The organism is Streptomyces sp. NPDC046887, from assembly GCF_040644755.1.
Taxonomy (GTDB): domain Bacteria; phylum Actinomycetota; class Actinomycetes; order Streptomycetales; family Streptomycetaceae; genus Streptomyces; species Streptomyces lichenis.
Genome location: NZ_JBEYXH010000015.1, coordinates 14,736 through 38,643, shown reverse-complemented (window position 1 = coordinate 38,643; position 23,908 = coordinate 14,736). Strand labels below are relative to the sequence as shown.

Sequence of the window (23,908 nt, the reverse complement as noted above, 5' to 3'; positions counted from 1 at the left end):
ACGGCCGACTATGCCCCATAGCCGTCTTCGGCACGGTGGACATGCTCAGGCCCAGGGTGTGCTACGCCAGGGACCATGGGGCGGTTGTAGTCGAGGGGGATGGTGCTAAAGGTGTCGCTAGGGATGGGGGCGGTGTCGTTGTCAGCGATGATCAGCTGTACCCGGTCGCCGTAGGCGTCTGCGAGTGTCTTGAAGCGGTCGTAGATGCGGTTTCCGCGTTCCTGGTCGTCTGGGTTGTTGCCCAGTGCCTTGCGCGGGGAGTCGATGATCAGCAGAGAGGGGACGAGGACATCAGGGTGGGTGAGCCCGAATGCCAGTAGGGCGAGGCTGTAGGCGATGCTCACGCATGTCGTGATGCCGCCGCCGGAAGCCTGCAGGCTCTCGAAAGGATTGCCGTCGATCACCGGCAGATAGGTCTTCGGGTCGATGACCGCCGTCTGTACCCAAGGCAGGTGCAGCTCGGCGAGCAGGGTGAAGAACTCTTGGCTCAGGTCGTCTACGAGTTGGCCGCGGGCTGCGAGGGCCAGGGTGCGACTCTTGACGTCGGCCTGGACGCGCGTGCGGGTCGCCTTGAGGTCCTTGACCTCTTGGTTGATGGACCGCGCGCGAGCCCAGGCAACACGCAGCTGGGTGACGGCGTCAATGCTCGCTCCGAGCGAGGCTACGCGGGCGCTAGAACTGGCGATTGCGTCGAATCGGGGGGCGACGATGTCCCGGGTCTGCAAGTCCAGCTCCCGTCGCAGGGTGGTGGTGAGGAAGTCGGCTTGCTGGACGCGGTCGCGCGCAGCTGCAAGAACCTGTGCATCAGCTTCGCGAACAGCCTGTGCGTCCTGGAGCTGCCTCTCAAGGGCCTCCCGGGTCTGCTGGATGGCTGCAGGGTCGACGGACTCGTCCGGGGGATCGTGTTGCAGACAGACAATGCAGTGGTCCTCTTGGACCGGCCGTCCTTCCAGCCGCTGCATGCAGCGAGGGCAGACGATGAAGTCGAATGGAGACAGCTTTTCGATCGCGGACGCGGAGCGCTCCAAGCGCAGGAGATCGAGTTCGACCTGAGCGACGACTGATTCACGGGCTTCGAGCAACTCGCGTGCAGCTTCGACCTCTTGGTTGGCGTCCCTCGCGCCAGCGACGGCCCGACGGAGCTCCTGCCGGAGAACGGCATCTGCCGCGCTGCTCTCCTCCAGCTCTGAGCGCAGATCACTGAGGGTACGTTCGGCGAGGGACAGCATCTCGCGTAGCTGAACGAGTTCCGCACGGAGCGCGTCATCACTTCGTGAGTCCGACTCTCGGAGGAAGTTGCTGACGTTGTCGTGCTCAGAGGTCTTCGTCTTCATGTCCGTCAGGAGCTGTGCCGAGCGCTGCTTCAGATCCAAGAGCACGCTGTCCGTCAGTCCGAAGATGATCTCGAACAGGGCTCGGCGCATCCCGTCGAAGTAGGTCTGCTGGTGGCGAACGATCTGGGTGTCGATGTAGATCGCTTCGAGGTAGACGTAGGCGAACAGGGCCTGGAAGGTCACGTTGGCCTTGGCTGCTTTGCCTTCCCGACGCACGGGAATTGACGCACGAGGGAACCTCAAGGCGCTCAGCAGCCGGTCGGACAGGGTTGTCTGACCGGTCTCGGCGCGGATGATGAGGCTTTCGCGGAGTTCCAGTGTGACGGGGTCGAGCACGTCCACCTGGTTGCTGCCAGCTTCGCCGATCAGCCTCCGGAGCGCCAGGTGTTCGTCGCCGACGATGACCTCCGCACACACCGAGTGGACATGATCGCGCACGGCCGGCGTGAGGATGGCGTCACCGCCGACAGCATGCTTGAGCAGCATGAGAAGGCTGGACTTGCCGCTGCCGCTCGGTCCGCTGATCACGGTGGCCGGCTGGTCGAACCGGTACGTCTGCTCCGCGTCTGCGGTGGTGAGAGTTAGGGCGAGGAACTTCAGGTTGACCGCCATCAGATTTCCGTCCGCCAGGGCCTGTCCACCGCGTCGGGCAGGCGCTCATAGATGAGGTTCTTCAGGGCTGACCCCGACTTGTCGAAGTGCTTCTTCAAGAGCGCCGTGCGTTGCGAAACGAGCACCCAGTCAGGTGTCTCGGACAGAGCCGCCGAAGCCTCAGCACCTCTGGCCGTGACGCGGAACTCAGTCTGGTCGCCACCCGTGTACGTGATGAGGTCACGGGCCGCCAGGGAGCCGAGGATGCTGTAGTAGCGCTGGTCCCAAGGCCCGTACTTGTAGCGGGTCATGCGACTCTCGACGGCCCGTCGCTCGGCGGCTGTGGGCTCGGTGCCGCGGGGCCAGCCGGAGCCGTTCTCGTCAAGAAGTCGCTCCAGCATCGCCGGATAGCGAAGTAGGAAGTCGAGTTTGGCCAGTTTGGTGAGTCCCGCAAGGCCCGTGCGTGCTGTGGTGAAGCGTCCGATCAGCAGCAGGACTCTCGCCTCGTGGTAATGAGCCTCACGGCGCTCCTCGCTACGAGCCTGCACCTTGATGCGCGTCTCGGAAGCCAAACGCTCAGAGGCGTTGCTCACGATGCCTCCTCGCCGGAGATCGTGAAGACTTCGGAGAAGTAGTAGTCGCAGTCGTCGCACAGCTGATACGCCAGGCCACGAAGGTGCTTGCCGTTGATCTTGAACGGCAGGGTCACCGACATCGCTTCAGGCGTCAGTCGCTGCCTCAAGAGCCGGTTCATGCGCGCCCCATACGGCTTGCCCTCCGCCGTCTCGCTCTGGGCGTCCGCACGGCAGTCGAAGGCGGTGTCCAAGACTTCCAAGCGCATATTGGCGAGGTCGGAACTGTCTCCTGGCAATCCCGACTGGTGCTGTTTCCAGGCGACGTACCAGGCCGAGCGCAAACTCTCCGCGTGCACGATTTCATCATCGGGAACCTGCCCCTGCACCAGCTTCTTGCGGAGATTCACTCCTCCGGGAGCGACCATGGGGAGTCGACCAGGAGCGAAGGTCGGAACTGTGAGTTCGCGGTAGACGAACTGCTCGCGCACGGTGCGGGCGTACAGCGTCCGGCGAGCGATGCGCTGCTGCATCTGCACGTTCTGGAGGACCCTGCTCGGCGTCACGATGTACTCGGCCAACTGGCCACGCTCACCCTCGCCGCGGTTGGCCTGCTCGATGCGCTCGACGATCTGGCGATAGGTGGCTTCGTCGTCCACGTGATCCAGCTCCAGAGCCAGGATGGCCGGCCGGAGGAGCTGCTGCAGGTTGTGGTCGGTGATGAACTTGGACGAAGGCACGCTCTTGTAGTCGATGTGCAGCACGGCCAGGAACCGTTTGATGGTGGCGACGAAGCCGTCGGGTATGGCGATGTCAGCCATCGCCTTGGTCTCCGGCACTTCGGGGATGTGCGGGTACGGCTGCTTCCAACGAATCTTCAGGAAGTACCGCGCGATGGTCGTTGCCATCGCGTCGACGTCCGCAGTGACCTCTGGGTCTGGACCGCACATTCTCGCGAGTACAGCGGCATTGCCCTTGCCGGTGTTCAAGGCGCCGTTCGTGGTGAGGCGCAAGCGAACGTTGTCTGCGCAACCGCACGCGCGCCAGTTATTGAACAGGTGTGCCAGGCCCCCGTCCTTGCATAGATCGCCGACATTCCACAGGGTCCGGTGGTACTGGCGGTGCTTCACCGATACCAGCTCGACGGCGCCGTCCTTGAAGGCGATGGCGAAGTCCTCGTGCCACTCGCAGACGACGTACTCGATCTCGTCCCGTGTAAGCATGGCCAAGCACGCCTGAGCCGCCACTTCGGCTTGGTACCGATACAGTCGTGAGGTGTCGGTTCCTGCGTCCTCCCCGGGCGCCCGCTGAAAGATCGGATGCACGAAGTCGTCAGCGTCATCCGCTGCGTCCACTGCCACGTCGACCACAGCCACCCCCAAGCCGTACGCGCACCGCGAGCCCCGAGGGGTCGGTGAGCCGAAGATCCCTAGGCGTATCACAGTCCGCATGCGTAACGTAACCGAGTGATCGCATAATTCTGGAACGATCAGACAGTTCCGTCCGCACCAAGGACGACTGGCTCAGGACGGGCCACACGTGCGGGTGATGTCGGAGCGCGTTCCTTCCGTCGGAGAGTGGCCGCAGCAGCTCGTAGCCCATCATGCTGGTGTGAAGCGGGAGGGGGAGGCGACTCTTCGCCTCCCTCGTCTCGCCGCCTTGTTTCCCATCACCGGGGCTACGTAGCGAGCGTCGGTGCTTGATCGGCAAACTTGAGGATTTCTGTCGCCTCGCGTAGAAAGTCGGATCCGCGTGGGGTGGGGGCGAGAGGCATGGAGCTGCGGTCGATGACCTGGAAGCCTGCCGTTCTTTCGATGTAGGCGAGCCGCTGTCGTAGAGCACTGTCACGGCCGTCGTAGATGTCTCGTGCCGCGGCAGCGAAGCTGGTGTAGCCCGGGATTTGAACGATGACTCGCAGGCGGTCCAGCGCCGCCCTGCACAAAGATCCCGCGAACCGCCGGATCGAAGTCCGCCAGCAGCAGACGGGCCAACTCCAGGCGGCTCTCATAGACCACATGGCCACCCGTTGTCGCCGACGAGTAGCTTCCCGATTAGTGAGCCTGTCCGTGTACCGACCTGACCTGCCGCCACGGCACAGATCCTGCGAAGTCAGTCAGCCGGAGCTCTGATAAGGGCACTTCACGAATCGACCCGTCTTCGTGCCGGATCGATGCCGCGGGCACCCCACGTTCCCTGCGAACCTTGCTCGTGCTCCGTATAGCCACACCTGGACGGTACGGAGCACCCTCGCAGCCCAAGCTCGGAAGACCGCAAGAAGCCAACAACTGACAACTACTGAACGTCACCGATGCTCATGATCACCCGAATTTGCTCGGGCAGTGCTCATGATCCGCCGACAGTGCTCACGAAACTACGGATCCTAGAAGCGCCTCAGAGCCGGGCGGCCTTCAGGGTCATGTGCAGCAGCAGCCGGTGCTCGCCGTCGTCCAGGTCCAGGCCGGTGAGCTGCTCGACCCGGGACAGCCGGTAATAGAGCGTCTGGCGGTGGATGCCGAGGGCGGCGGCGGTACGGCCGGCCTGGCCGGCGTGGTCGAGGAACACCTCGGCGGTGCGGGCCAGTTCGGTGTGCGAGGGGGCCAGCAGTTCGCGTACGGCCGGGTCGTCGGCGGAGTGCGGGGGCAGGGCGGTCAGCAGGCGGTACGGGCCGAGGGCGGCCCACTCGGCGGTCGGGCCGAGCCGGGGTTCGGCGAGCACCGCCCGGGCGGCGGCCGCGGCCTCGCGCCAGGCCCCGTCCAGCTCGGCCGGCCCCCGGCGCGGCACCGAGACCCCGGCGGCCACCCCGGGGGCGGGGGAGATGGACCTGCTGCCGGAGGCCGGAACCGTACGGCCGGAGGTGGGCGACCCGGGAGCGGCGGAGGCGGCGGGCTGGGGGGTGGCGGCCGCTCGGAGGCGTTCGACGGCGGTCAGGGCGGGGGCGGTGGAGTCCGCGGTACGGAGCCGGATCAGCGCGGCCAGCACGGTGGCCCCGCCGTCCGGCAGCCAGGGCCGGGGCAGGGTGCAGAGCGCGGCGGTGCCCGGGGCGAGCCGGGCCGAGGGGGCGTCGGCGGCGGGCCAGGGGGCCAGGCACACCAGGGCGTGCGCCCCCTCGGCGTCCGGGCCGAGCGCGCCGCGCAGCGCGTCCACCGCCCCGTCGTACTGCCAGCCCCTCCCGGCGGTCAGCACCGCCCGCAGCTCCCGCGAGAGGTCGGCCCCGGCCCGCTCCTCGTCGGCGATCAGCCCGCCGATCCGGGCCGCCACCTCCATCGCCGAGGCCAGCCGGTCGGCGGGCGGCCCCGGGTCGGCGTCCAGCAGCCACACGTAGCCGAGCACTACGCTGCGATGGCGCACCGGCAGGCAGAGCCGGTCCCGGAACACCCCGGCCTCCGGGGCGGCCGGGATGCGGACCGGGCCGGTCGCCCGGGCGATGCCGTACTGCTCGAACCAGGCGCGCACCGCGGGGGTGGACTTCCTGGTCAGGATGGAGCGGGTGCGCACCGGGTCCATCGCGGTGTCGTCCTCGCTGTCGTGCGCGCCGAAGGCGATCAGCCGGAAGTCCCGGTCCTCCAGCGTCGCGGGCGCGCCGAGCAGCGCCGAGATCTCGTCGACCAGGTCCTGGTAGTCGCCCTTCACCACCCCAGTGTCCCACCTCTTCAGACATCTGTATGAGACACCGGGTCCGGATGCGTGACGTCTGTCGATGGTCCCGCGTTCGGGGGAAACCTACTTTTCACAGTGGTTCTCCGTGCCGTTGCGGGATGTTCGTCCGGCGAAACGATTCGTTCGCTTCTTCCGGCCAAGCAACCTCCGCGGTCCGGTCCACCCGCCCCTGTACGTCTACTCGTGTTCCGTGGAGGTGGCCCGTGCTGGGTCCCGTGATCCTCGCCGCGTCGCGCAGCGACCGGATGCGCCGTTTCGTCTCCGCCGCCCCCGGCACCAAGCAGGTCGTCGCCCGCTTCATCGCCGGCGAGACGGTGGACCAGGTCGTCCCCGTGATCGAGGACGCCGCGGCCAAGGGCCTGGAGGTCACCCTCGACGTGGTGGGCGAGGACATCACCACCCGCGAGCAGGCCTTCGCCGCCCGGGACGCCTACCTGGAGCTGATCGACCGCCTCAAGGGCCTGGAGCTCGGCACCCAGGCGGAGATGTCCGTCAAGCTCTCCATGTTCGGCCAGTCCCTGGAAGGCGGCCACGAGCTCGCGCTCGCCAACGTCCGCCCGGTGGTCGAGGCCGCCGCCGAGATCGGCACCACGGTCACCCTGGACGCCGAGGACCACACCACCCTGGACTCGATGTTCGCCATCCACGAGGAGCTGCGGAAGGACTTCCCGCAGACCGGCTGCGTCATCCAGGCGTACCTGTTCCGCACCGAGGAGGACGCCCGCCGGCTCGCCGCGAACGGCAGCCGGGTCCGGATCGTCAAGGGCGCCTACAAGGAGCCCGCCTCGGTCGCGTACCAGGACAAGGCGGAGATCGACAAGGCGTACGTCCGCATCCTGAGGATCCTGCTGGAGGGCGAGGGCTACCCGATGATCGGGTCCCACGACCCGCGGCTCATCGCCGTCACCCAGGAGCTCGCCCGCCGCGCCGGGCGCAAACTGGACGAGTACGAGTTCCAGATGCTGTACGGCATCCGCAGCGAGGAGCACCTGCGGCTCGCGGCCGAGGGCCACCGGATGCGGGTCTACACCGCGTACGGCACCGACTGGTACGGGTACTTCATGCGCCGCCTCGCGGAGAAGCCGGCCAACCTCCTCTTCTTCGTCCGCTCCATGATCACCAAGAACTGACTCGCTGATCACCAAGAACTAAGGAGTATCGGAACTCATGGACGCTGTGACCCAGGTCCCCACTCCGGTCAACGAGCCGGTCCACGGCTACGCCCCCGGCTCCCCCGAGCGCGCCCGTCTGGAGGCGAAGCTCCGCGAGCTGGCCGGGAAGTCGATCGAGCTCCCGATGACCATCGGCGGCGAGAAGCGGATGGGCGGCGGCGCGCGTGTCGACGTCGTGCAGCCGCACAACCACAAGGCCGTCCTCGGCACCTTCGCCACCGCCACCCAGGCCGACGCCCAGGACGCGGTGGACGCCGCCCTGGCCGCCGCCCCGGCCTGGCGCGCGCTCTCCTTCGACGACCGCGCGGCGATCATCCTGCGCGCCGCCGAGCTGCTGGCCGGCCCCTGGCGCGAGACGCTGGCCGCCGCCACCATGCTGGGCCAGTCCAAGACCGCCCAGCAGGCCGAGATCGACACCCCCTGCGAGCTGGTTGACTTCTGGCGGTTCAACGTCAAGTACGCCCGCGACCTGCTCGCCGAGCAGCCGCCGGCCAACTCCCCGGGTGTGTGGAACCGCCTCGACCACCGCCCGCTTGAGGGCTTCGTCTACGCGATCACGCCCTTCAACTTCACCGCGATCGCCGGCAACCTGCCCACCGCCCCCGCCCTGATGGGCAACGTGGTCGTCTGGAAGCCGTCCCCGACCCAGACCTACGCCGCCGTGCTGCTGATGGAGCTCCTTGAGGAGGCCGGGCTGCCCAAGGGCGTCATCAACCTGGTCACCGGCGACGGCCTGGACGTCTCCGAGATCGCGCTGAACCACCCCGAGCTGGCCGGCATCCACTTCACCGGCTCGACCAAGACCTTCCAGCACCTGTGGAAGACGGTCGGCAACAACATCGAGAAGTACCGCGGCTACCCGCGGATCGTCGGCGAGACCGGCGGCAAGGACTTCGTCGTCGCCCACCCGAGCGCCGACCCGGCCGTGCTGAAGACCGCGCTGACCCGCGGCTCCTTCGAGTACCAGGGCCAGAAGTGCTCCGCCAGCTCCCGCGCCTACGTCCCGGCCTCGATCTGGAACAACGGCTTCAAGGAGCAGTTCGCCGCCGAGGTCGACGGCATCACCATGGGTGACGTCACCGACCTGTCCAACTTCATCGGCGCCGTCATCGACGAGCGTGCCTTCGCCAAGAACAAGGCCGCCATCGACCGCGCCAAGGAGGACGCCTCCTGCACCATCGTGGCCGGCGGCTCCTACGACGACTCGGTCGGCTACTTCGTCCGCCCGACCGTCATCGAGTGCACCGACCCGGAGAACGAGGTGTTCACCACCGAGTACTTCGGCCCGATCCTCGCAGTCCACGTGTACGAGGACGAGAAGTACGACGAGATGCTGGCGCAGATGGAGGCCGTCTCCGCGTACGCCCTCACCGGCGCCGTCATCTCCCAGGACCGCGCCGCCGCCGCGTACACCATGGAGAAGCTGCGCTACGCGGCCGGCAACTTCTACATCAACGACAAGTCGACCGGCGCCGTGGTCGGCCAGCAGCCCTTCGGCGGCGGCCGCGCCTCCGGCACCAACGACAAGGCCGGCGCCCCGCAGAACCTGATGCGCTGGACGCTCACCCGCGCCATCAAGGAGTCGCTGGTCTCCCCGACCGACTACACCTACCCCCACATGGGCTGACGCCCCCTCGGGGCGGTCCCGCGCGGCCGCCCCACCCCCGAGCACCGCCCCCGTTCGGCCCCCCAGCCGGACGGGGGCGGTTTCCATGCCTGCCGGTCTCCCGGGCCCGTACGGGGGGCCGCCGGGGCGGTCGGGGAGCGAGGGGCGGAATGACCCGGCGGACGCGGGGTAGCAGGGTGCGGACCGGGGCGACTGCCGTCCGAGGGTGGGAGGACATGACCGCAGAAGACCGCCTGACACCTTCGCTGACGCCCCCGGGGACCCTCAGCCGACGTGCCGAGTACACCGGGGAGCCCGGCTGCATCGCCGAGGCCCGTGCCCTCTCCGACCGCTTCCTGACGGAGCTGGCGGCCGAGTGGCTCGCCGCGGTACCCGAACGCACCGCGGCCGATGTGCGCCTGGTCGTCAGCGAACTGGTGACCAACGCCGACCGTCACACCGGCGGCCCGTACGTGCTGGAGCTGGAGGGGTGCGCGCGCTGGCTGACCGTCACCGTGTACGACGCCGACTGCGCCCGCCCGGTGTTCCACCGCAGCGACCCGGGGCGGGTGGGCGGCCACGGCATGGAGATCGTGCGCGCCCTGTGCACCCGGCTGAGCGTCAAGACCATCCCGGCCGGCAAGCGGGTCCGCGCCGAGTTCGCGCTGGCGCCCGCCGCTGAGACGCCGGAGACCTCCGCGTCCGAGGCGCCCGCGCCTGGGACGTCCAGGCCTGGGGCGTCCGCATCCGGTGCCTCTGCCGCCGCCGACCGGACCGTACCCGAGCCGCGGACGGGGCCCCCGCGCCCGTACGACCCGTTCAGTAGCTACGACCGGTCGAGCCCGCCGCGCCGTCCCCCGGGGCCGGCGGAACCCTTCGGCCCCTCCGGGCCGCGCGGTACGGAGTGAGCGCTACTCCGCGACCGCCTCCGGCCCGGGGCGGCCGTGCCAGTCCAGGCACATCACCAGGGCGTCGTCCAGCGTCTCGGTGAGCCGGTGGGAGGCCAGCTCACGCAGCAGCGCGCCCGGTACCGAGGCCGCCGGGAGCAGACTGGTCGCCTGGATGCCGCGCACCAGGGCCTTGGGCGCGTACGGCTCGCTCTGCGGCGACACCGCCTGGTAGACCCCGTCGCTCACCACCAGCAGCCGGTCGCCGGGCAGCAGGTCGATCTCCTGCACCCGGTAGTCGGACTCCTCGAACATCCCCAGCGGGAACTGCGCGTCCAGCAGGACCCGTTCGACCGAGCGCCCGCGCCGCCGCCACAGCTGCGGGGAGCCGGCGTCCACCGCGTACGCCCGGCCGCTCTCCAGATCGAAGGACATCAGCAGCGTGGACACATGCATCGAGCCCCGGTACTGCGCCCAGACCGCCTGGTCGGCCAGCGCGGCCTGGTCGGCGATGTCCACGCCCGCCCGCCGGGCGTTGCGCAGGGCGTTGACCGTGAGGGTGGTCAGCAGCGAGGCCTGCACCCCCTCGCTCATCCCGTCGGTGACCGCGACGGTGAGCCCGGCGAAGTCCGACGACCAGTCGAAGTTGTCCCCGTGCACCGCGTACGCGGGCTCCAGCTGGGCGCCGATCTCGTACTCCGGCTGGGTGAAGGCCCGCCCGGAGAGGACCTGCCACTGCATCTCGGCCGCGAGCGTCAGCCGGCTGGCCCGCCGGGCGAGCTGGTACAGGTCGGTGTCCCGCTCCGCCACCAGCACCTCGTGCCCCAGCACCTCCGCCACATGGGCCAGCTCCCGGGCCACCGCGCCGGTGGAGCGCTCCGCCGGAAGCTGCACGGCCAGTACGCCGAGCCGCTCACCGCGCACGGTCACCGGCAGCAGATGGGGCACCACACCGTCCCGGGCCTGCTCCGCCCGCGGTTCCTGGCTGCCGAAGACCCGCCCCGCGGCGCTGGCGTGCAGCGGGAGGGCGCCCGCCCGGGCGTCGGCGGTGCCCACCGGCTGGAGCACGGCCAGCCCGTAGTCGGCCAGCAGCAGGGCCACGTCCGTGGCGCCGTACCAGGCCGCCAGCTGGTCGCGTACGACGTCCACCAGCGCGTGCGGGGCCGCCTCGCGCAGGGATCTCTCAAAATCCGCCATGGTGGTCACAGTCGGGTAGTGCCTTCCTCTAGGTGCGTCGTGTGGTTCGGGGTATCCGGGGTACGAGCCGTGCTGCCGGACCGGAGTGCGAGGCCGGGACGTGGGGCGGGTCCTCCCGATCCTCCCGGGCTGACAAAACGCGCCGGTGGGTGACACAGTGGATCGGTGCCCCGCTTCCCCAGTACGCCACGCCCCCACGACCGGTCGGCGGAAGACGTGTGCGCGGCTGCCGAACTCCTGGAGGTGGTCTTGGGACGTGGCCAGGAGTCGGCGCCTTCCGGGCCGGTCTCGCCTTCGCAGCTAAGGGCCCTGCTCGTCCTGGAACAGCATGACGGAACGAACCTGCGCGCCCTGAGCGATGCCCTGCACTCCCGCAGCTCCTCCGTCAGCCGCCTCTGCGACCGGCTGGGCGCCATGGGGCTGGTGACCCGGGAACCGAGCGCCACCAGCCGCCGCGAGGTCGAGCTGCGGCTGAGCGCCCGCGGCCGCGCGGTCCTCGCCGAGCTGCGCGCCGCCCGGGCCCGGGAGGTCGCGGCGGTGCTCGCCGGCATGGAGCCGGCCGAGGTCGGCGCACTGGTCAGAGGACTGCTCGCGTTCCAGAGAACCGCGCGGGCGATGGGGGACGCCGCCGGCGGGTCCGATACGGGGGACGGCCACACGGTGGCCGACAGCGCCTAGCTTCATCTCGGGCCCGCTTCCCCTTTCCCCCCCGGTGTCTCCGCCTCCGAGGCGCAGGCGCGATGACACGACGAGGGCAAGACTGTTGCCATGGGGAGAATGTTGTCAAACGGCAACAGTCGAATCTAAGGTGGGCCCGTGCGTCCTTCCCAGCCTTCCGAACGAGCCCTCCGGATCAGCGAGCGGAACGAGAGCGGTGCTCTGATCGTCGCGGTCGACGGAGAGGCTGACCTGCAGAGCGTCGAACCTCTGCAAGCCGTCCTGCAGCAGGCGGCCGACAGCGACTCCCCGCTGGTCCTGGACCTCTCCGCGGTGGGCTTCGCCGACTCCACCATGCTCAATCTGCTGCTGCGGGCCTTCTCCGAATTCGGGCCCCGGCTGCGGATCGCCGCGCCCTCGCCGTTCGTGCGCCGACTCTTCGTCCTGACCGGCGTGGACACCGTCCTGCCCCTGTACGAGGGAGTGGACGAGGCCCTGGCGGAGGTCTCCTGACGCACGCCCTCCCCAGGGGCGTGCGTCTCCCAGGACGTCAGACCCGGCGCCAGCGGGCCATCGCGAAGCAGAACACCCCGTACAGCGCCAGCCCCGCCGCCACCGCGACCAGCAGCCACGGTCCCACCGGGGTGGAGGCGAACGAGCGCAGGGTGTCGTCCACGCCCTTGGCCTGGTCCGGGTCGTAGACCCAGGCCGCGCGGACCGCGAAGCCGCCCGCCGCCAGGAAGACCAGGCCGCGCGCGATCCCGCCCGCCACGCCGGTGACATCCACCACCTGACGGGTCCGCCGGGACATCTCACCGAGCTTCAGATGCTTGTGGTACTTCCGCATCCCGGCGCGTATCGCGTTCACCAGACCGGCGATCGCGATCCCCAGACCGACCGCCCCCACCAGCCACCGGCCGGCCGGCAGCTCCATCGCCCGCGCGGTGACGTCCTGCGACTGCTGGTCGCTGGAACCGCCGCCGCTCCCGCTGCCGGCCGCGAAGGCCAGCACGGACCAGGCGACGAAGGCGTAGAACACGCACCGCCCGGCCGACAGCAGCCGGTGGCCCGTCTTGGTCCCCCACACCGCCTCGGACAGCTGCCATACCGCCATGCCCGCCAGCCCGATCCCCAGCGCCCACAACAGCACCGAGCCCAGCGGCTGTTCGGCGACCTCGGCGAGCGCCCCGCCGCGGTCGGCCTGCTTGCCCTCGTTCTCGCCGAAGGCCACCCGCAGCGCCAGCAGACCCACCAGCAGGTAGATCACGCCCTTGGCGGCGAAGCCCCAACGGCCCGCCCACTCCAGGGCCTTGCGCCCGTTGCGGCCGCGTGCGGCGCCCCGGGCCTTGCTCTGCGCCGTGCTCCATGTGCTCATCTCGTCGGCACCTCCCGTACGCCGTCTGCCCCCGAACACGCCGTGGACTCGGTGTGAACCAGCGGGAGGGAAGATGTGGGGGCGAGGAGGGAAACGCGCAGTGGCCGTGCACGGGCGGTCAGTTTGCCGAACGGCTGGGCGGTTATCCGCAGGACATGGCTGAGACGACGACGAACAAGACGACCCAGAGCCGTACGGCGACCAAGGGCCGCGCCACGAGCGCCGCCAAGGGCGCCACCCGGACCGCCAAGAACGCCTCGGAGAACGCGACCGACTCGGCCCGCTCCGCTGTCGGCAGCGGCAAGGAGAAGCTGGCCGGTATCGGCGGCGCCACCGCGGAGAAGGCCAAGACGGCCGCCACCAGTGTGCAGTCGGCGGTCGGCACCGCCGCCAAGAAGACGGTCGGCAAGGCCGGCCTGGTCTGGACGGTGGTCAAGGCGCGCAAGGTGATCGCCGCCGGCGCCGGTGCCGGAGCGGCCGCCGTGGTGGCCTCCTCCTACGCGCTGGGCCGCCGCGCGGGCCTGAACCAGCGCGGCCCGATCTCCCGCCTCACCGGCGGGCGGCTCTGAGCCCCGCAACCCCGTAACCGCGGGTCGTCCCGGCGAGGATGGCCGGTTACCGGCGGCGCACCCCTATATCCGGTGCGCCGCCGGGGCCGCGCCTGCCAGAGTGGGCACCATGAGCGACTCCCTGCGCACCGCCCACACCAGTGAACTCCCGCCCCGCACCCTGGACGCGATACGCGCCATGCTGGACACCGCCTTCGACGGCGACTTCGGTGACGAGGACTGGGACCACGGGCTCGGCGGCGTGCACGCCTGGATCCGCGACGAGCGGGGCGTGGCCGCCCACGGCAGCGTGATCATGCGGCGGGTCGCCTACGCGGGCCGCTCCCACCGCATCGGCTATGTCGAGGCGGTCGCCGTGCGCCCGGACCGCAGGCGCCAGGGCCTGGGTGGCCGGGTGATGGCCGCCCTGGAGGAGGTCATCGACGGGGCATACGCCTTCGGCGCGCTCTCCGCCTCCGACGAGGGTGCCGAGCTCTACCGGGAGCGCGGCTGGCAGCTGTGGAACGGCCGCATCGAGGCGTACGGGCCGGAGGGCACCGTCCACCTCCCCGACGAGGAGGACTCCACCTATCTGCGCCCCGCGCTGGGCCGCCCGCTGCCCGCGGCCGAGTCCGGCGCCCTGGTCTTCGACTGGCGCGACGGCGACGTGCTCTAAGCCCCTACGGGTCCCTCGCGACTACTTTCCGTACCCGGCGTGACGCTCTGGCCCAGGCTCCGTCTCAGATAGTAGGAAGTCCGAGTAACCATGGAGACAGGCGCTCCGCTTCCCCTTAGCGTGGAGTGAGCCGAATCCTTTCGCCCCGCTTCATCGAGCGGGCGGCGGTGATGAGCGCTGTGCCCCGGCAGGTGACCCCTGCGGCCCGCTCCCCGCCCCTTACGGCACCTCACGAGTCAGTGACCGCGCGCTCCCTCGCGCCCGGTCCGCCTCCCGCACGGTCTGCCCGGTCCACGGGCACGCCACGGAGCCAAGGAGTCGATCACCATGGCCGCACAGCCCACCGCCCGCCGGGTCCGCCACGTCTCCCGCACCACCGACGCCGACCGCCGCAACGCCGCCGCCGCGCTCCAGCGCGCCCTGGACCGCCGCGACAACGGCGGCGACACCGGCCACCACCCCACCCGCTGACCCCGGCCGCACGCTCCCGCTGTCCAGATGGCGGAACGCCGGTGTCAGGCAATGGGACGGGAAGTAGGGTGCCGACATGTCACGCAGCATCAGTCTCGCAGTGGTCCCCGGTGACGGCATCGGCCAGGAGGTCGTGGCCCAGGGCCTGAAGGTCCTGAGCTCCGTCCTCCCGCAGGATGTGAAGCTGGAGACCAAGGAGTACGACCTCGGCGCCGGCCGCTGGCACCGCACCGGGGAGACCCTCCCCGACAGCGAGCTGGAGTCGCTCAAGGCGCACGACGCCATCCTGCTCGGCGCCATCGGCGACCCGACCGTCCCGGCCGGCATCCTGGAGCGCGGGCTGCTGCTGAAGCTGCGCTTCGCGTTCGACCACTACGTGAACCTGCGCCCCTCCCGGCTCTTCCCGAACACCGCCACCCCGCTCGCGGGCCGCCCCGACATCGACTTCGTGGTGGTCCGCGAGGGGACCGAGGGCCCCTACACCGGCAACGGCGGCTCGCTGCGCACCGGCACCCCCGCCGAGGTCGCCACCGAGGTCAGCGTCAACACGGCGTACGGGGTCGAGCGGGTGGTCCGGGACGCCTACGAGCGCGCCCAGGCCCGCCCCCGCAAGAAGCTCACCCTGGTCCACAAGAACAACGTCCTGGTGTACGCGGGCCACCTGTGGAAGAACATCTTCGACCGGGTCGGCACCGAGTACCCCGAGGTCACCACCGACTATCTGCATGTCGACGCCGCGACGATCTTCTTCGTCACCCAGCCGGCGCGCTTCGACGTCATCGTCACCGACAACCTCTTCGGCGACATCCTCACCGACCTCGCCGCCGCCGTGACCGGCGGTATCGGCCTGGCCGCCTCCGGCAACATCAACCCCACGGGCGACTTCCCGTCGATGTTCGAGCCGGTGCACGGCTCCGCGCCCGACATCGCGGGCCAGGGCAAGGCCGACCCCACCGCCACGGTCCTCTCCGTCGCCCTGCTCCTGCGCCACCTCGGCCTGGACGCCGAGGCGGTCCGCATCGAGGAGGCCGTCGCCGCCGACCTGGCCGAACGCGACGGTACGGCGCCCCGCACCACCGACGAGATCGGCGACGCGCTCGCGGTACGCGTAGCGAGCTGACCCGCCGCTGACACACCTCCCACCAGCCGCCGGGTCGCCCCACCAGCGCCCGGCGGTTTCTCCTGTGCGGCCCCCGGGTGCCACCATCGAACCCTGGACCGCACACCACCGTCCCGCACCACCGCATCCGCTCCGACGGCGGCCCGGGCCCCGGCCCGTACCGCCCCGGGGCCCCTCCGGCCCTTTCCGGCACACCGCTCCCCGGGCGATAATCGAACGCGGGGCCGCGGCATGCGGGAAAGCTCGGACGTCCTAGCAGGTGCAGCGGCGTGAGCGCGGTCCGCCACACACAAAACGGTGAAGGACGAAAGCACTCATGACGACGACGCCCACGATCGAGCTCAAGCCCTCTTCGAACCCGCTGTCCGACGCGGAGCGCGAGGCGATCCTGGCCAACCCCGGTTTCGGCCGCCACTTCACCGACCACATGGTGACCATCCGGTGGACCGAGGGCCGCGGCTGGCACGACGCCCAGCTCACCCCGTACGCCCCGCTGTCCATCGACCCGGCCAACATGACCCTGCACTACGCGCAGGAGATCTTCGAGGGCCTCAAGGCCTACCGCCGCCCCGACGGCTCGATCGTCACCTTCCGCCCCGAGGCCAACGCCGAGCGCTTCCAGCTCTCCGCCCGCCGGCTCGCCATGCCCGAGCTGCCCGTGGAGACCTTCATCGCCGCCTGCGACGCGCTGGTCCAGCAGGACAAGGCATGGGTGCCCGCGCACGGCGGCGAGTCCTCCCTCTACCTGCGCCCCTTCATGATCGCGGCCGAGGTCGGGCTGGGTGTCCGGCCGGCCAACGAGTACCTGTTCCTCGTGATCGCCTCGCCGGCCGGCCCGTACTTCCCCGGCGGCGTCAAGCCGGTCTCCGTCTGGCTCTCCGAGAACTACGTCCGCGCCGTCCCCGGCGGCATGGGCTTCGCCAAGACCGGCGGCAACTACGCCGCCTCCCTGCTCGCCCAGGCCGAGGCCGCCGCCAAGGGCTGCGACCAGGTCGTCTGGCTCGACGCCCTGGAGCACCAGTGGGTCGAGGAGATGGGCGGGATGAACCTGTACTTCGTGTACGGGGACAAGATCGTCACCCCCGAGCTGACCGGCTCCCTGCTCGCCGGCATCACCCGCGACTCGCTGCTCAGCGTCGCCAAGGACCTCGGCTACACCTCCGAGGAGGGCCGGATCTCCACCGAGCAGTGGCGCCGGGACAGCGAGAACGGCACCCTCACCGAGGTCTTCGCCTGCGGCACCGCCGCCGTGATCACCCCGGTCGGCTACGTGAAGTCCGAGGGCGGCGAGTGGACCCAGGGCGACGGCGGCCCCGGCACCGTCACCATGGCCCTGCGCAAGGCGCTGCTCGACATCCAGACCGGCGCCGCCGAGGACGTCCACGGCTGGACCCACGAACTGGCCTGAGCGGCACACGGCAGCCGGGCCGCCCGCCGCATCCGACGGCGCGGCCCGGCGCCTGCCTTCCTCCCGGCCCGGCGCCTGCCTTCCTCCCGGCCCGGCGCCTGGCTTCCTCCCTTGCGCCTGGCTTCCTCCCGGCCCGGCGCCTGCCGTCTTCCCGGCTCGCGCGATGAGTTCGCGGGCCCGCGGCGGTCTACTCATCGGACGACCCACCGCGAGGGCGACGACGAGTCGCCACCAGGAGGACGACGCGATGACCACGCATCCGGCCCGGGTGACCTGCGACCTCTCGATCTCCGTCGACGGATACGCGGCCGGGCTCGGCCAGACCGAGCAGCGTCCGTTCGGTGAGGACGGGGGTGACGGCTGGGGCGACCGGCTGCACTCCTGGATGTTCGAGACCCCGGAGCAGCGGCAGCACCAACTCGACCGGCTGACGGAGGTCGGCGCCTTCATCATGGGGCGCAACATGTTCGGGCCGGTACGCGGCGCCTGGGACCGGCCGTGGAAGGGGTGGTGGGGCGAGAACCCGCCGTACCACGCCCCGGTCTTCGTCCTCACCCACCATCCGCGCGAGCCGCAGCCCATGGAGGGCGGCACCACCTTCCACTTCGTCACCGACGGCATCGAGTCCGCCCTGCGGCAGGCCCGCGAGGTGGCCGGAGAGCGGAACGTGTCGATCCACGGAGGTGCGACCACCGTCAACCAGTACCTCGCCGCGGGTCTGATCGACGAGCTGCGGCTGCACATCGTGCCGTTCACCCTCGGCGCCGGCACCCGCCTCTTCGACGGAGTGCCGTCCCTTGATCTCGAACAGCTGGAGTCGCGGGCAGCGAACGGGGTGACCCATGTGACCTATCGCGTGCTGCGCTGAGCGGAGCCCAGGTCAAGGGCCTGCCCCGCCGGACTCCGCCCACCCGGGGTCAGCACCCCGTACACCACCCCGCCCACCAGCCCCGACAGTACGAAGCTGCAATCCACCCCGCCGGTCAGGGCCAGCAGCGGCCCCTCGTACAGCGGGGTCCCCACGGCCAGCAGACCCACCGCCGCGCCCACCAGCCAGGCCGCGGTGGCCCGGGGGTGCCAGCCCGCGCGGTACCAGTAGCGCCCGCCCCGGGCGCGCCGGTTGTAGACCTGGAGCGCCTCCGGGTCGTACGCGCCCCGGCAGCGGATGTGCCCCATCAGGGTGATCACCGCCCAGGGCGTGCCCAGCGCGGTGAGCAGCAGCACGAACGAGGTCATCGCGGACTGCGCGTCCCAGGAGAAGTGCCCGGCGAAGACGAAGGCGGTGGCGACCACCGCGACGGCCAGCGTGGCCCCGGTACGGCTGGCCCGGGGCACGATCGCGTCCAGGTCGAGCCCCATCGAGTAGAGCATCAGCCCCGCGTTGCCCACCGAGCCCGCGGTCGCCGCCAGCAGCAGCGGCACCAGGTACCAGGTGGGGGAGGCGGCGACCAGCGGCCCCGCGTAGTCGCTGCCCGCCCGGGCGGCCAGCGCGGTGAACGTACCGAACAATTGCGGCACCAGCAGCCCGAGCAGCAGCCCTACACACGTCGCCCGCCATACCGTGCGCGGGGAGTGCCGCAGGGGTGAGACATAGCGGGTGTAGTCGCCGAGCAGGGTGATGAAGGCGATCGGCCCGCTCAGCCCGGCCGCCACCGCCGACAGCGTCCAGGTCGGCCAGAAGGAGCCCAGCAGATACGGGGTGTCCGGCGGCGGCGCCGTGGTGAAGTCGCCCGCGTAGGCCGCCAGGCCCACCGCGAGCAGCAGGGTCATCCCGACGGCCAGCACCCGGCTCAGCCGCAGCAGCAGCCGGTAGCCGTACACCGCGGCGACCGCCGTACACCCCGCGAGCAGCGCGTACACCACCCCGTGCGCCGCCCCGCCGTCCGGCAGCCCCACCAGCCGGGCGAGGGTCCCCACCATCACATCGCCGCCGATCCACAGGGTCAGCGCGGTGTAGCCGAGGGACAGCAGCAATCCGACCACCGAGCCGACCAGCCGGCCGCGCACCCCGAAGAACGCGCCGCTGGAGGTGGAGAGGTTGGTGGCGGTACGCAGGGAGACCAGCGCGAGCGGTGCGGTCACCGCCACCCCCACCACCGTCCCGGCCACCACCGAGGTCACCGCCGGCCAGAGGCCGAGCCCGAAGGAGACCGGCAGCCAGCCGAAGACGATCACCCCGAGGCAGAGGTTGGAGCCCAGCAGGATGGCGATCAGATCGCGCGGCCCACTGGTCCGTTCCGCCTCGGGGATGGTGTCGGTGCCGCGCTGTTCAAGGACTGGGGACATGGGCGTCCTCCCTGCCGGGTCTCGTTCTCCGCTGAGGCGACTTCGCTGTGTTAGAGCGACGCTCAATGTCGGCCATCGGTCACCGCCCCGTCAATGGTTTGCCGTTATTCCTCGCGAAAGTTTCCGCCCGCCCGACGCGGATGTTGCCGCAGCTTGACCATCCCTGCCCTATGGTTAGAGTGATGCTCTAACAGCTCGGCGTGGAACGGGAAGGCGTGGTGGACGTGCGACTGACCCCCACGGAGCGCGACCGGCTGCTGGACTTCGGCGCGGCCGAGCCGGCCCGGGCCCGCCGGGCGCGGGGCCTGCGGCTCGATGTCCCCGAGGCCGCCGCCCTGATCGCGGACACCGTCTGCGAAGCGGCCCGGGTCGGCGACGTCCAGGCGGACTCCCGCAGCGGCCTGGTCACCCTGGACGGCGACCCGCTCAGCTCCGAGCCGGCCGAATCCGTCACCCTCAACCGCCGCTACTTCCTCTGACACCCCATCTTCTGCTGCTGCAAAGGACCGACTCATGTTCCGCATGCCCGCCGAATGGGCCCCGCACGAGCGCACCTGGATGGCCTGGCCCGGCCCCAACCCGACGTTCACCAGCGAGGCCGAGCTGCGTGAGGCCCGCGAGGCCTGGGCGTCCGTGGCCCGCGCCGTACGCCGCTTCGAGCCGGTCACCGTGGTGCACGGCCCCGGACAGGCCGACGAGGCCCGCGCCTTGCTCGGCCCGGACGTCGACCTGGTCGAACGCGACCTGGACGACGCCTGGATGCGGGACATCGGCCCCACTTTCGTCACCGACGGGCCGCGGCTGGCCGCCGTGGACTGGGTCTTCAACGGCTGGGGCGCCGCCGACTGGGCCCGCTGGGAGCACGACTCCAAGATCGCCCGCCAGGTCGCCGACCTCGCCGGAGTCCCCGTACACGCCAGCGACCTGGTCAACGAGGGCGGCGCCATCCATGTGGACGGCGAGGGCACCGTACTGCTCACCGACACCGTCCAGCTCGGCCCCGAGCGCAACCCCCGGTGGACCCGCGAGCAGGTCGAGACCGAGATCCACGCCAAGCTCGGCACCACCAAGGCGATCTGGCTGCCGCGCGGTCTGACCGGCGACTACGGGATGTACGGCACCCGAGGCCATGTCGACATCGTCGCCGCCTTCGCCCGCCCCGGCACCGTCGTCGTCCACACCCAGCCCGACCCGCGCCACCCCGACCACGAGCTGTGCCGGTCCAATGTCGAACTGCTGCGCCGCCAGACCGACGCCCAGGGCCGCCCGCTGGAGGTCATCGAGATCCCCGCCCCCACCGTCCTCCAGGAGGACGGCGAGTGGGTCGACTACTCCTACATCAACCACTACCTCTGCAACGGCGCCGTGATCCTCTGCGCCTTCGACGACCCGCGCGACGAGGAGGCCGCCGCGATCTTCCGCCGGCTCTTCCCGGACCGCGAGGTCGTCCTGGTCGACGCCCGCGCCATCTTCGCCGGTGGGGGCGGTATCCACTGCATCACCCAGCAGCAGCCGGCCGTCTGACCCCGCGGCCCCCGGGGGCGGCCTACCCTCAGGCCGTCCCCGCCCATCGGGTACAACGTACGGATGACCACCCCCGCCCCCGTTTCCCTTGCCTCCCCCGTCTCCCTCAGAAGGACGGCCGCCGTATGACCCCCGCCGCCCGGCGGCGCAACAGCGCCCCGCCCCGTGAGGCGCTCCTCGCCGCCGCCATGGCGATGATCGCCGAGCACGGTCTCGACGGGCTCACCATGGCAGGCCTCGGCCGCGAGGTCGGTATGAGCAGCGGCCACCTCCTGTACTACTTCCGCACCAAGGACGAGCTGCTGCTGCAGACCCTGGAGTGGAGCGAGGGCCGGCTCGGCGCCGAACGCAGCGCCCTACTGTCCCGGGGGACGGTGCCGGTACGGGAACGGTTGCTGGCGTATGTGGACCTGTACGTGCCCGAGGGGCCGCGTGACCCCCACTGGACGCTCTGGCTCGAAGTCTGGAACCGCTCCCAGTACGCCGACGCGGACGCCCACGCCCGCCAGGCAGCCATCGAGCGGGCCTGGCACCGCGACCTGGTCGCCCTGCTCGCCGAGGGCATATCGCGCGCCGAACTGCGCCGGGTCGACCCCGACCGCATCGCCGCCCGGCTGCGCGCCCTGCTGGACGGCTTCAGTGTGCATGTCGCCGTCGGCATCCCCGGCGCCGGTCGGGAGACGGTCCTCACCCACGTCCACGACTTCATCGACGACACCCTGCTCCCCGCCCCTGTCCCCGAGCTGCCCGCATCCTGAGACCCATGTCCACCCCCCACCCACCCTGTGGCACACTACCCACGTGCTTGCTACCGCCGTGATTATGGGCAGCAGCGCGCCGGTCCGCCGTGACCACTGAACCCGCGGAAACCCCCGCGGCAGTGGACACCGTGTCCCAGACCCGCGCGCAGACCTCTCGCATCCGCGAGGGGTCTTTTCGTTTTCCGGCCCCAACCCGCCGGAGGACGCCAGCGCGCGAGAATGGGGGCAGGTGGAGCCCGCCCTTCCGGTGCCGGTGCCGGTGGCCGTACCAACGCCTTGGCCGACACCCCAGCCGACACCCGCGCCGGCCCGGACCTCCGGAGCCACTTCCCACAGGAGCCCACACCGCCATGACCACGGAGACCGCAAGTCCCACCCCCGCCACGCCCCGCCCCCACGACGACTTCCATGTCTTCGACACCACCCTGCGCGACGGGGCCCAGCGCGAGGGCATCAACCTCACCGTCGCCGACAAGCTGACCATCGCCCGCCATCTGGACGAGTTCGGCGTCGGCTTCGTGGAGGGCGGCTGGCCCGGTGCCAACCCCCGTGACACCGAGTTCTTCGCCCGCGCCCAGCAGGAGATCCGGTTCAAGAACGCCCAGCTGGTCGCCTTCGGCGCCACCCGCCGCGCGGGCACCACCGCCGCCGAGGACCCCCAGGTCAGGGCCCTTCTCGCGTCCGGCGCTCCCGTCATCACCCTGGTCGCCAAATCGCACGACCGGCATGTCGAGCTGGCCCTGCGCACCACCCTGGACGAGAACACCGCCATGGTCCGCGACACCGTCTCCTACCTGGTCGAACAAGGGCGCAGGGTCTTCGTCGACTGCGAGCACTTCTTCGACGGCTACCGCGCCAATCCCGGGTATGCCAAGGCGGTCGTCCGGGCCGCCGCCGAGGCCGGCGCCGAGGTCGTCGTCCTCTGCGACACCAACGGCGGGATGCTCCCGGCCCAGATCCAGGCCGTGGTCGCCACCGTGCTCGCCGACACCGGGGCGCGGCTGGGCATCCACGCCCAGGACGACACCGGCTGCGCGGTCGCCAACACCCTGGCCGCCGTGGACGCCGGCGCCACCCATGTCCAGTGCACCGCCAACGGCTACGGCGAGCGGGTCGGCAACGCCAACCTCTTCCCGGTTGTCGCCGCACTGGAGCTGAAGTACGGCAAGCGCGTCCTGCCCGAGGGCGCCCTGGCCGAGATGACCCGGATCTCCCACGCCATCGCCGAGGTCGTCAACCTCTCCCCGTCCACCCACCAGCCCTACGTCGGCGTCTCCGCCTTCGCCCACAAGGCCGGGCTGCACGCCTCCGCGATCAAGGTGGACCCGGACCTCTACCAGCACATCGACCCCGAGCAGGTCGGCAACACCATGCGGATGCTGGTCTCCGACATGGCCGGGCGCGCCTCCATCGAGCTGAAGGGCAAGGAGCTCGGCATCGACCTGGACGGCGACCGCGAGCTGGTCGGCCGGGTGGTCGAGCGCGTCAAGGAGCGCGAGCTGGCCGGCTACACCTACGAGGCCGCCGACGCCTCCTTCGAGCTCCTGCTCCGCGCCGAGGCCGAGGGCCGCGCCCGCCGCTACTACCGTACGGAGTCCTGGCGAGCCATCGTGGAGGACCGCCCCGACGGCACCCACGCCAACGAGGCCACCGTCAAACTGTGGGCCAAGGGCGAGCGCATCGTCGCCACCGCCGAGGGAAACGGCCCGGTCAACGCGCTGGACCTGGCCATGCGCGCCGGCCTCGAACGCATCTACCCCCAGCTCGCCAAACTCGAACTGGTCGACTACAAGGTCCGCATCCTCGAAGGCCGCCACGGCACCCAGTCCACCACCCGCGTGCTGATCGCCACCACGGACGGCGAGGGCGAGTGGTCCACGGTCGGCGTCGGCGAGAACGTCATCGCCGCGTCCTGGCAGGCCCTGGAGGACGCCTACACCTACGGCCTCCTCCGCGCCGGCGTGGACCCCGCCGAGTAGACCCCGGCGTCCAGGACCCGACCGACGATACGCGGGCCTCTGTAGTTTCTCTCCCCGGGTCCCATATCCCCCCTTTACCTCCCATTG

The 23,908-nt window shown here is 70.5% G+C and carries 20 protein-coding genes and 2 pseudogenes; 15 read left to right on the top strand and 7 right to left on the bottom strand.

The features are described 5' to 3' along the window. Positions 1-8 precede the first annotated feature (8 nt). The 4 genes from ABZ945_RS16465 to ABZ945_RS16450 all read right to left on the bottom strand — a co-directional run bounded on the left by ABZ945_RS16465 (position 9) and on the right by ABZ945_RS16450 (position 6,127). Complete coding sequence (locus ABZ945_RS16465) at positions 9-1,946, bottom strand: AAA family ATPase (protein ID WP_361269376.1); 1,938 nt, start codon at positions 1,944-1,946, stop codon at positions 9-11. Further along, positions 1,946-2,518, bottom strand: coding sequence for a hypothetical protein (locus ABZ945_RS16460; RefSeq protein ID WP_361269374.1), 573 nt, complete (start codon positions 2,516-2,518; stop codon positions 1,946-1,948). The genes ABZ945_RS16465 and ABZ945_RS16460 overlap by 1 nt, the downstream gene beginning before the upstream one ends. Beyond that, complete coding sequence (locus tag ABZ945_RS16455) at positions 2,515-3,873, bottom strand: dsDNA nuclease domain-containing protein (RefSeq protein ID WP_361269372.1); 1,359 nt, start codon at positions 3,871-3,873, stop codon at positions 2,515-2,517. The genes ABZ945_RS16460 and ABZ945_RS16455 overlap by 4 nt, the downstream gene beginning before the upstream one ends. A 1,015-nt stretch (positions 3,874-4,888) precedes the next feature. Further along, complete coding sequence (locus tag ABZ945_RS16450; protein ID WP_361269369.1) at positions 4,889-6,127, bottom strand: helix-turn-helix domain-containing protein; 1,239 nt, start codon at positions 6,125-6,127, stop codon at positions 4,889-4,891. 230 nt (positions 6,128-6,357) lie between these two features. Between ABZ945_RS16450 and ABZ945_RS16445 the strand changes: the two genes are divergently transcribed. The 3 genes and pseudogenes from ABZ945_RS16445 to ABZ945_RS16435 all read left to right on the top strand — a co-directional run. After that, positions 6,358-7,284 carry a proline dehydrogenase family protein gene (locus ABZ945_RS16445; protein ID WP_361269367.1) on the top strand — a complete coding sequence of 309 codons (927 nt, stop codon included), beginning with the start codon at positions 6,358-6,360 and terminating at the stop codon, positions 7,282-7,284. 37 nt (positions 7,285-7,321) lie between these two features. Then, on the top strand, positions 7,322-8,953 hold the full coding sequence (gene pruA / locus ABZ945_RS16440; protein ID WP_361269364.1) for an L-glutamate gamma-semialdehyde dehydrogenase: 1,632 nt from the start codon (positions 7,322-7,324) through the stop codon (positions 8,951-8,953). Positions 8,954-9,168: 215 nt separating this feature from the next. Next, positions 9,169-9,603, top strand: a pseudogene (locus ABZ945_RS16435) (ATP-binding protein); the annotation flags it as partial. A 240-nt stretch (positions 9,604-9,843) separates the two neighbouring features. Here the strand turns inward: ABZ945_RS16435 and ABZ945_RS16430 are convergent. After that, complete coding sequence (locus ABZ945_RS16430) at positions 9,844-11,016, bottom strand: PP2C family protein-serine/threonine phosphatase (protein WP_361269362.1); 1,173 nt, start codon at positions 11,014-11,016, stop codon at positions 9,844-9,846. A 165-nt stretch (positions 11,017-11,181) separates the two neighbouring features. On the opposite strand from ABZ945_RS16430, the gene ABZ945_RS16425 reads away from it, so the two are divergent. After that, positions 11,182-11,694, top strand: coding sequence for a MarR family transcriptional regulator (locus ABZ945_RS16425; RefSeq protein WP_361269359.1), 513 nt, complete (start codon positions 11,182-11,184; stop codon positions 11,692-11,694). A gap of 138 nt (positions 11,695-11,832) precedes the next feature. After that, positions 11,833-12,186 carry an STAS domain-containing protein gene (locus tag ABZ945_RS16420; protein WP_361269356.1) on the top strand — a complete coding sequence of 118 codons (354 nt, stop codon included), beginning with the start codon at positions 11,833-11,835 and terminating at the stop codon, positions 12,184-12,186. Positions 12,187-12,223: 37 nt separating this feature from the next. Here ABZ945_RS16420 and ABZ945_RS16415 read toward each other — a convergent pair whose 3' ends face one another. Continuing rightward, on the bottom strand, positions 12,224-13,048 hold the full coding sequence (locus ABZ945_RS16415) for a DUF1206 domain-containing protein (RefSeq protein ID WP_361269353.1): 825 nt from the start codon (positions 13,046-13,048) through the stop codon (positions 12,224-12,226). 155 nt (positions 13,049-13,203) lie between these two features. On the opposite strand from ABZ945_RS16415, the gene ABZ945_RS16410 reads away from it, so the two are divergent. From ABZ945_RS16410 to ABZ945_RS16385, 6 genes are all read left to right on the top strand, one after another. Further along, positions 13,204-13,617, top strand: a complete 414-nt coding sequence (locus ABZ945_RS16410) for a hypothetical protein (RefSeq protein ID WP_361269350.1) — start codon at positions 13,204-13,206, stop codon at positions 13,615-13,617. Between the two features lie 109 nt (positions 13,618-13,726). Next, on the top strand, positions 13,727-14,272 hold the full coding sequence (locus ABZ945_RS16405) for a GNAT family N-acetyltransferase (RefSeq protein ID WP_361269347.1): 546 nt from the start codon (positions 13,727-13,729) through the stop codon (positions 14,270-14,272). 327 nt (positions 14,273-14,599) lie between these two features. Then, positions 14,600-14,743, top strand: coding sequence for a hypothetical protein (locus ABZ945_RS16400; protein ID WP_361269345.1), 144 nt, complete (start codon positions 14,600-14,602; stop codon positions 14,741-14,743). Positions 14,744-14,819: 76 nt separating this feature from the next. After that, a complete protein-coding gene (locus ABZ945_RS16395; protein WP_361269342.1) occupies positions 14,820-15,863 on the top strand; it encodes a 3-isopropylmalate dehydrogenase in 1,044 nt (347 codons plus the stop codon). Between the two features lie 316 nt (positions 15,864-16,179). Then, positions 16,180-17,271 (top strand): branched-chain amino acid aminotransferase, encoded by a 1,092-nt coding sequence (locus tag ABZ945_RS16390; RefSeq protein WP_361269340.1) that lies wholly within the window; start codon positions 16,180-16,182, stop codon positions 17,269-17,271. Positions 17,272-17,518: 247 nt separating this feature from the next. Further along, positions 17,519-18,139, top strand: a complete 621-nt coding sequence (locus tag ABZ945_RS16385) for a dihydrofolate reductase family protein (protein WP_361269337.1) — start codon at positions 17,519-17,521, stop codon at positions 18,137-18,139. Here ABZ945_RS16385 and ABZ945_RS16380 read toward each other — a convergent pair. After that, positions 18,121-19,557 (bottom strand): cytosine permease, encoded by a 1,437-nt coding sequence (locus tag ABZ945_RS16380; RefSeq protein WP_361269334.1) that lies wholly within the window; start codon positions 19,555-19,557, stop codon positions 18,121-18,123. The two genes, ABZ945_RS16385 and ABZ945_RS16380, sit on opposite strands and share 19 nt — an antisense overlap. A gap of 224 nt (positions 19,558-19,781) precedes the next feature. Between ABZ945_RS16380 and ABZ945_RS16375 the strand changes: the two are divergent. The 4 genes and pseudogenes from ABZ945_RS16375 to cimA form a co-directional block, all read left to right on the top strand. Continuing rightward, a pseudogene (locus tag ABZ945_RS16375) lies at positions 19,782-19,931 on the top strand (urease subunit gamma); the annotation flags it as partial. 139 nt (positions 19,932-20,070) lie between these two features. Then, on the top strand, positions 20,071-21,081 hold the full coding sequence (locus ABZ945_RS16370; protein ID WP_361269332.1) for an agmatine deiminase family protein: 1,011 nt from the start codon (positions 20,071-20,073) through the stop codon (positions 21,079-21,081). Positions 21,082-21,206: 125 nt separating this feature from the next. Beyond that, entirely contained in the window at positions 21,207-21,839 is a 633-nt protein-coding gene (locus tag ABZ945_RS16365) for a TetR family transcriptional regulator C-terminal domain-containing protein (protein WP_361269329.1), read from the top strand. A gap of 353 nt (positions 21,840-22,192) precedes the next feature. Further along, positions 22,193-23,821: a citramalate synthase gene (gene cimA, locus ABZ945_RS16360; protein ID WP_361269327.1), complete on the top strand. Its 1,629-nt coding sequence runs from the start codon at positions 22,193-22,195 to the stop codon at positions 23,819-23,821. Positions 23,822-23,908 lie beyond the last annotated feature (87 nt).

Excerpts from the sequence above, each read along its gene's own strand:
- ABZ945_RS16385 (WP_361269337.1), top strand. The coding sequence starts at position 17,519 with ATGACCACGCATCCGGCCCGGGTGACCTGCGACCTCTCGATCTCCGTC.
- ABZ945_RS16410 (WP_361269350.1), top strand. The coding sequence starts at position 13,204 with ATGGCTGAGACGACGACGAACAAGACGACCCAGAGCCGTACGGCGACC.
- cimA (WP_361269327.1), top strand. The coding sequence starts at position 22,193 with ATGACCACGGAGACCGCAAGTCCCACCCCCGCCACGCCCCGCCCCCAC.
- ABZ945_RS16370 (WP_361269332.1), top strand. The coding sequence starts at position 20,071 with ATGTTCCGCATGCCCGCCGAATGGGCCCCGCACGAGCGCACCTGGATG.
- ABZ945_RS16400 (WP_361269345.1), top strand. The coding sequence starts at position 14,600 with ATGGCCGCACAGCCCACCGCCCGCCGGGTCCGCCACGTCTCCCGCACC.
- ABZ945_RS16390 (WP_361269340.1), top strand. The coding sequence starts at position 16,180 with ATGACGACGACGCCCACGATCGAGCTCAAGCCCTCTTCGAACCCGCTG.
- ABZ945_RS16380 (WP_361269334.1), bottom strand. The coding sequence starts at position 19,557 with ATGTCCCCAGTCCTTGAACAGCGCGGCACCGACACCATCCCCGAGGCG.
- ABZ945_RS16365 (WP_361269329.1), top strand. The coding sequence starts at position 21,207 with ATGACCCCCGCCGCCCGGCGGCGCAACAGCGCCCCGCCCCGTGAGGCG.
- ABZ945_RS16430 (WP_361269362.1), bottom strand. The coding sequence starts at position 11,016 with ATGGCGGATTTTGAGAGATCCCTGCGCGAGGCGGCCCCGCACGCGCTG.
- ABZ945_RS16395 (WP_361269342.1), top strand. The coding sequence starts at position 14,820 with ATGTCACGCAGCATCAGTCTCGCAGTGGTCCCCGGTGACGGCATCGGC.
- ABZ945_RS16405 (WP_361269347.1), top strand. The coding sequence starts at position 13,727 with ATGAGCGACTCCCTGCGCACCGCCCACACCAGTGAACTCCCGCCCCGC.
- ABZ945_RS16465 (WP_361269376.1), bottom strand. The coding sequence starts at position 1,946 with ATGGCGGTCAACCTGAAGTTCCTCGCCCTAACTCTCACCACCGCAGAC.
- ABZ945_RS16415 (WP_361269353.1), bottom strand. The coding sequence starts at position 13,048 with ATGAGCACATGGAGCACGGCGCAGAGCAAGGCCCGGGGCGCCGCACGC.
- pruA (WP_361269364.1), top strand. The coding sequence starts at position 7,322 with ATGGACGCTGTGACCCAGGTCCCCACTCCGGTCAACGAGCCGGTCCAC.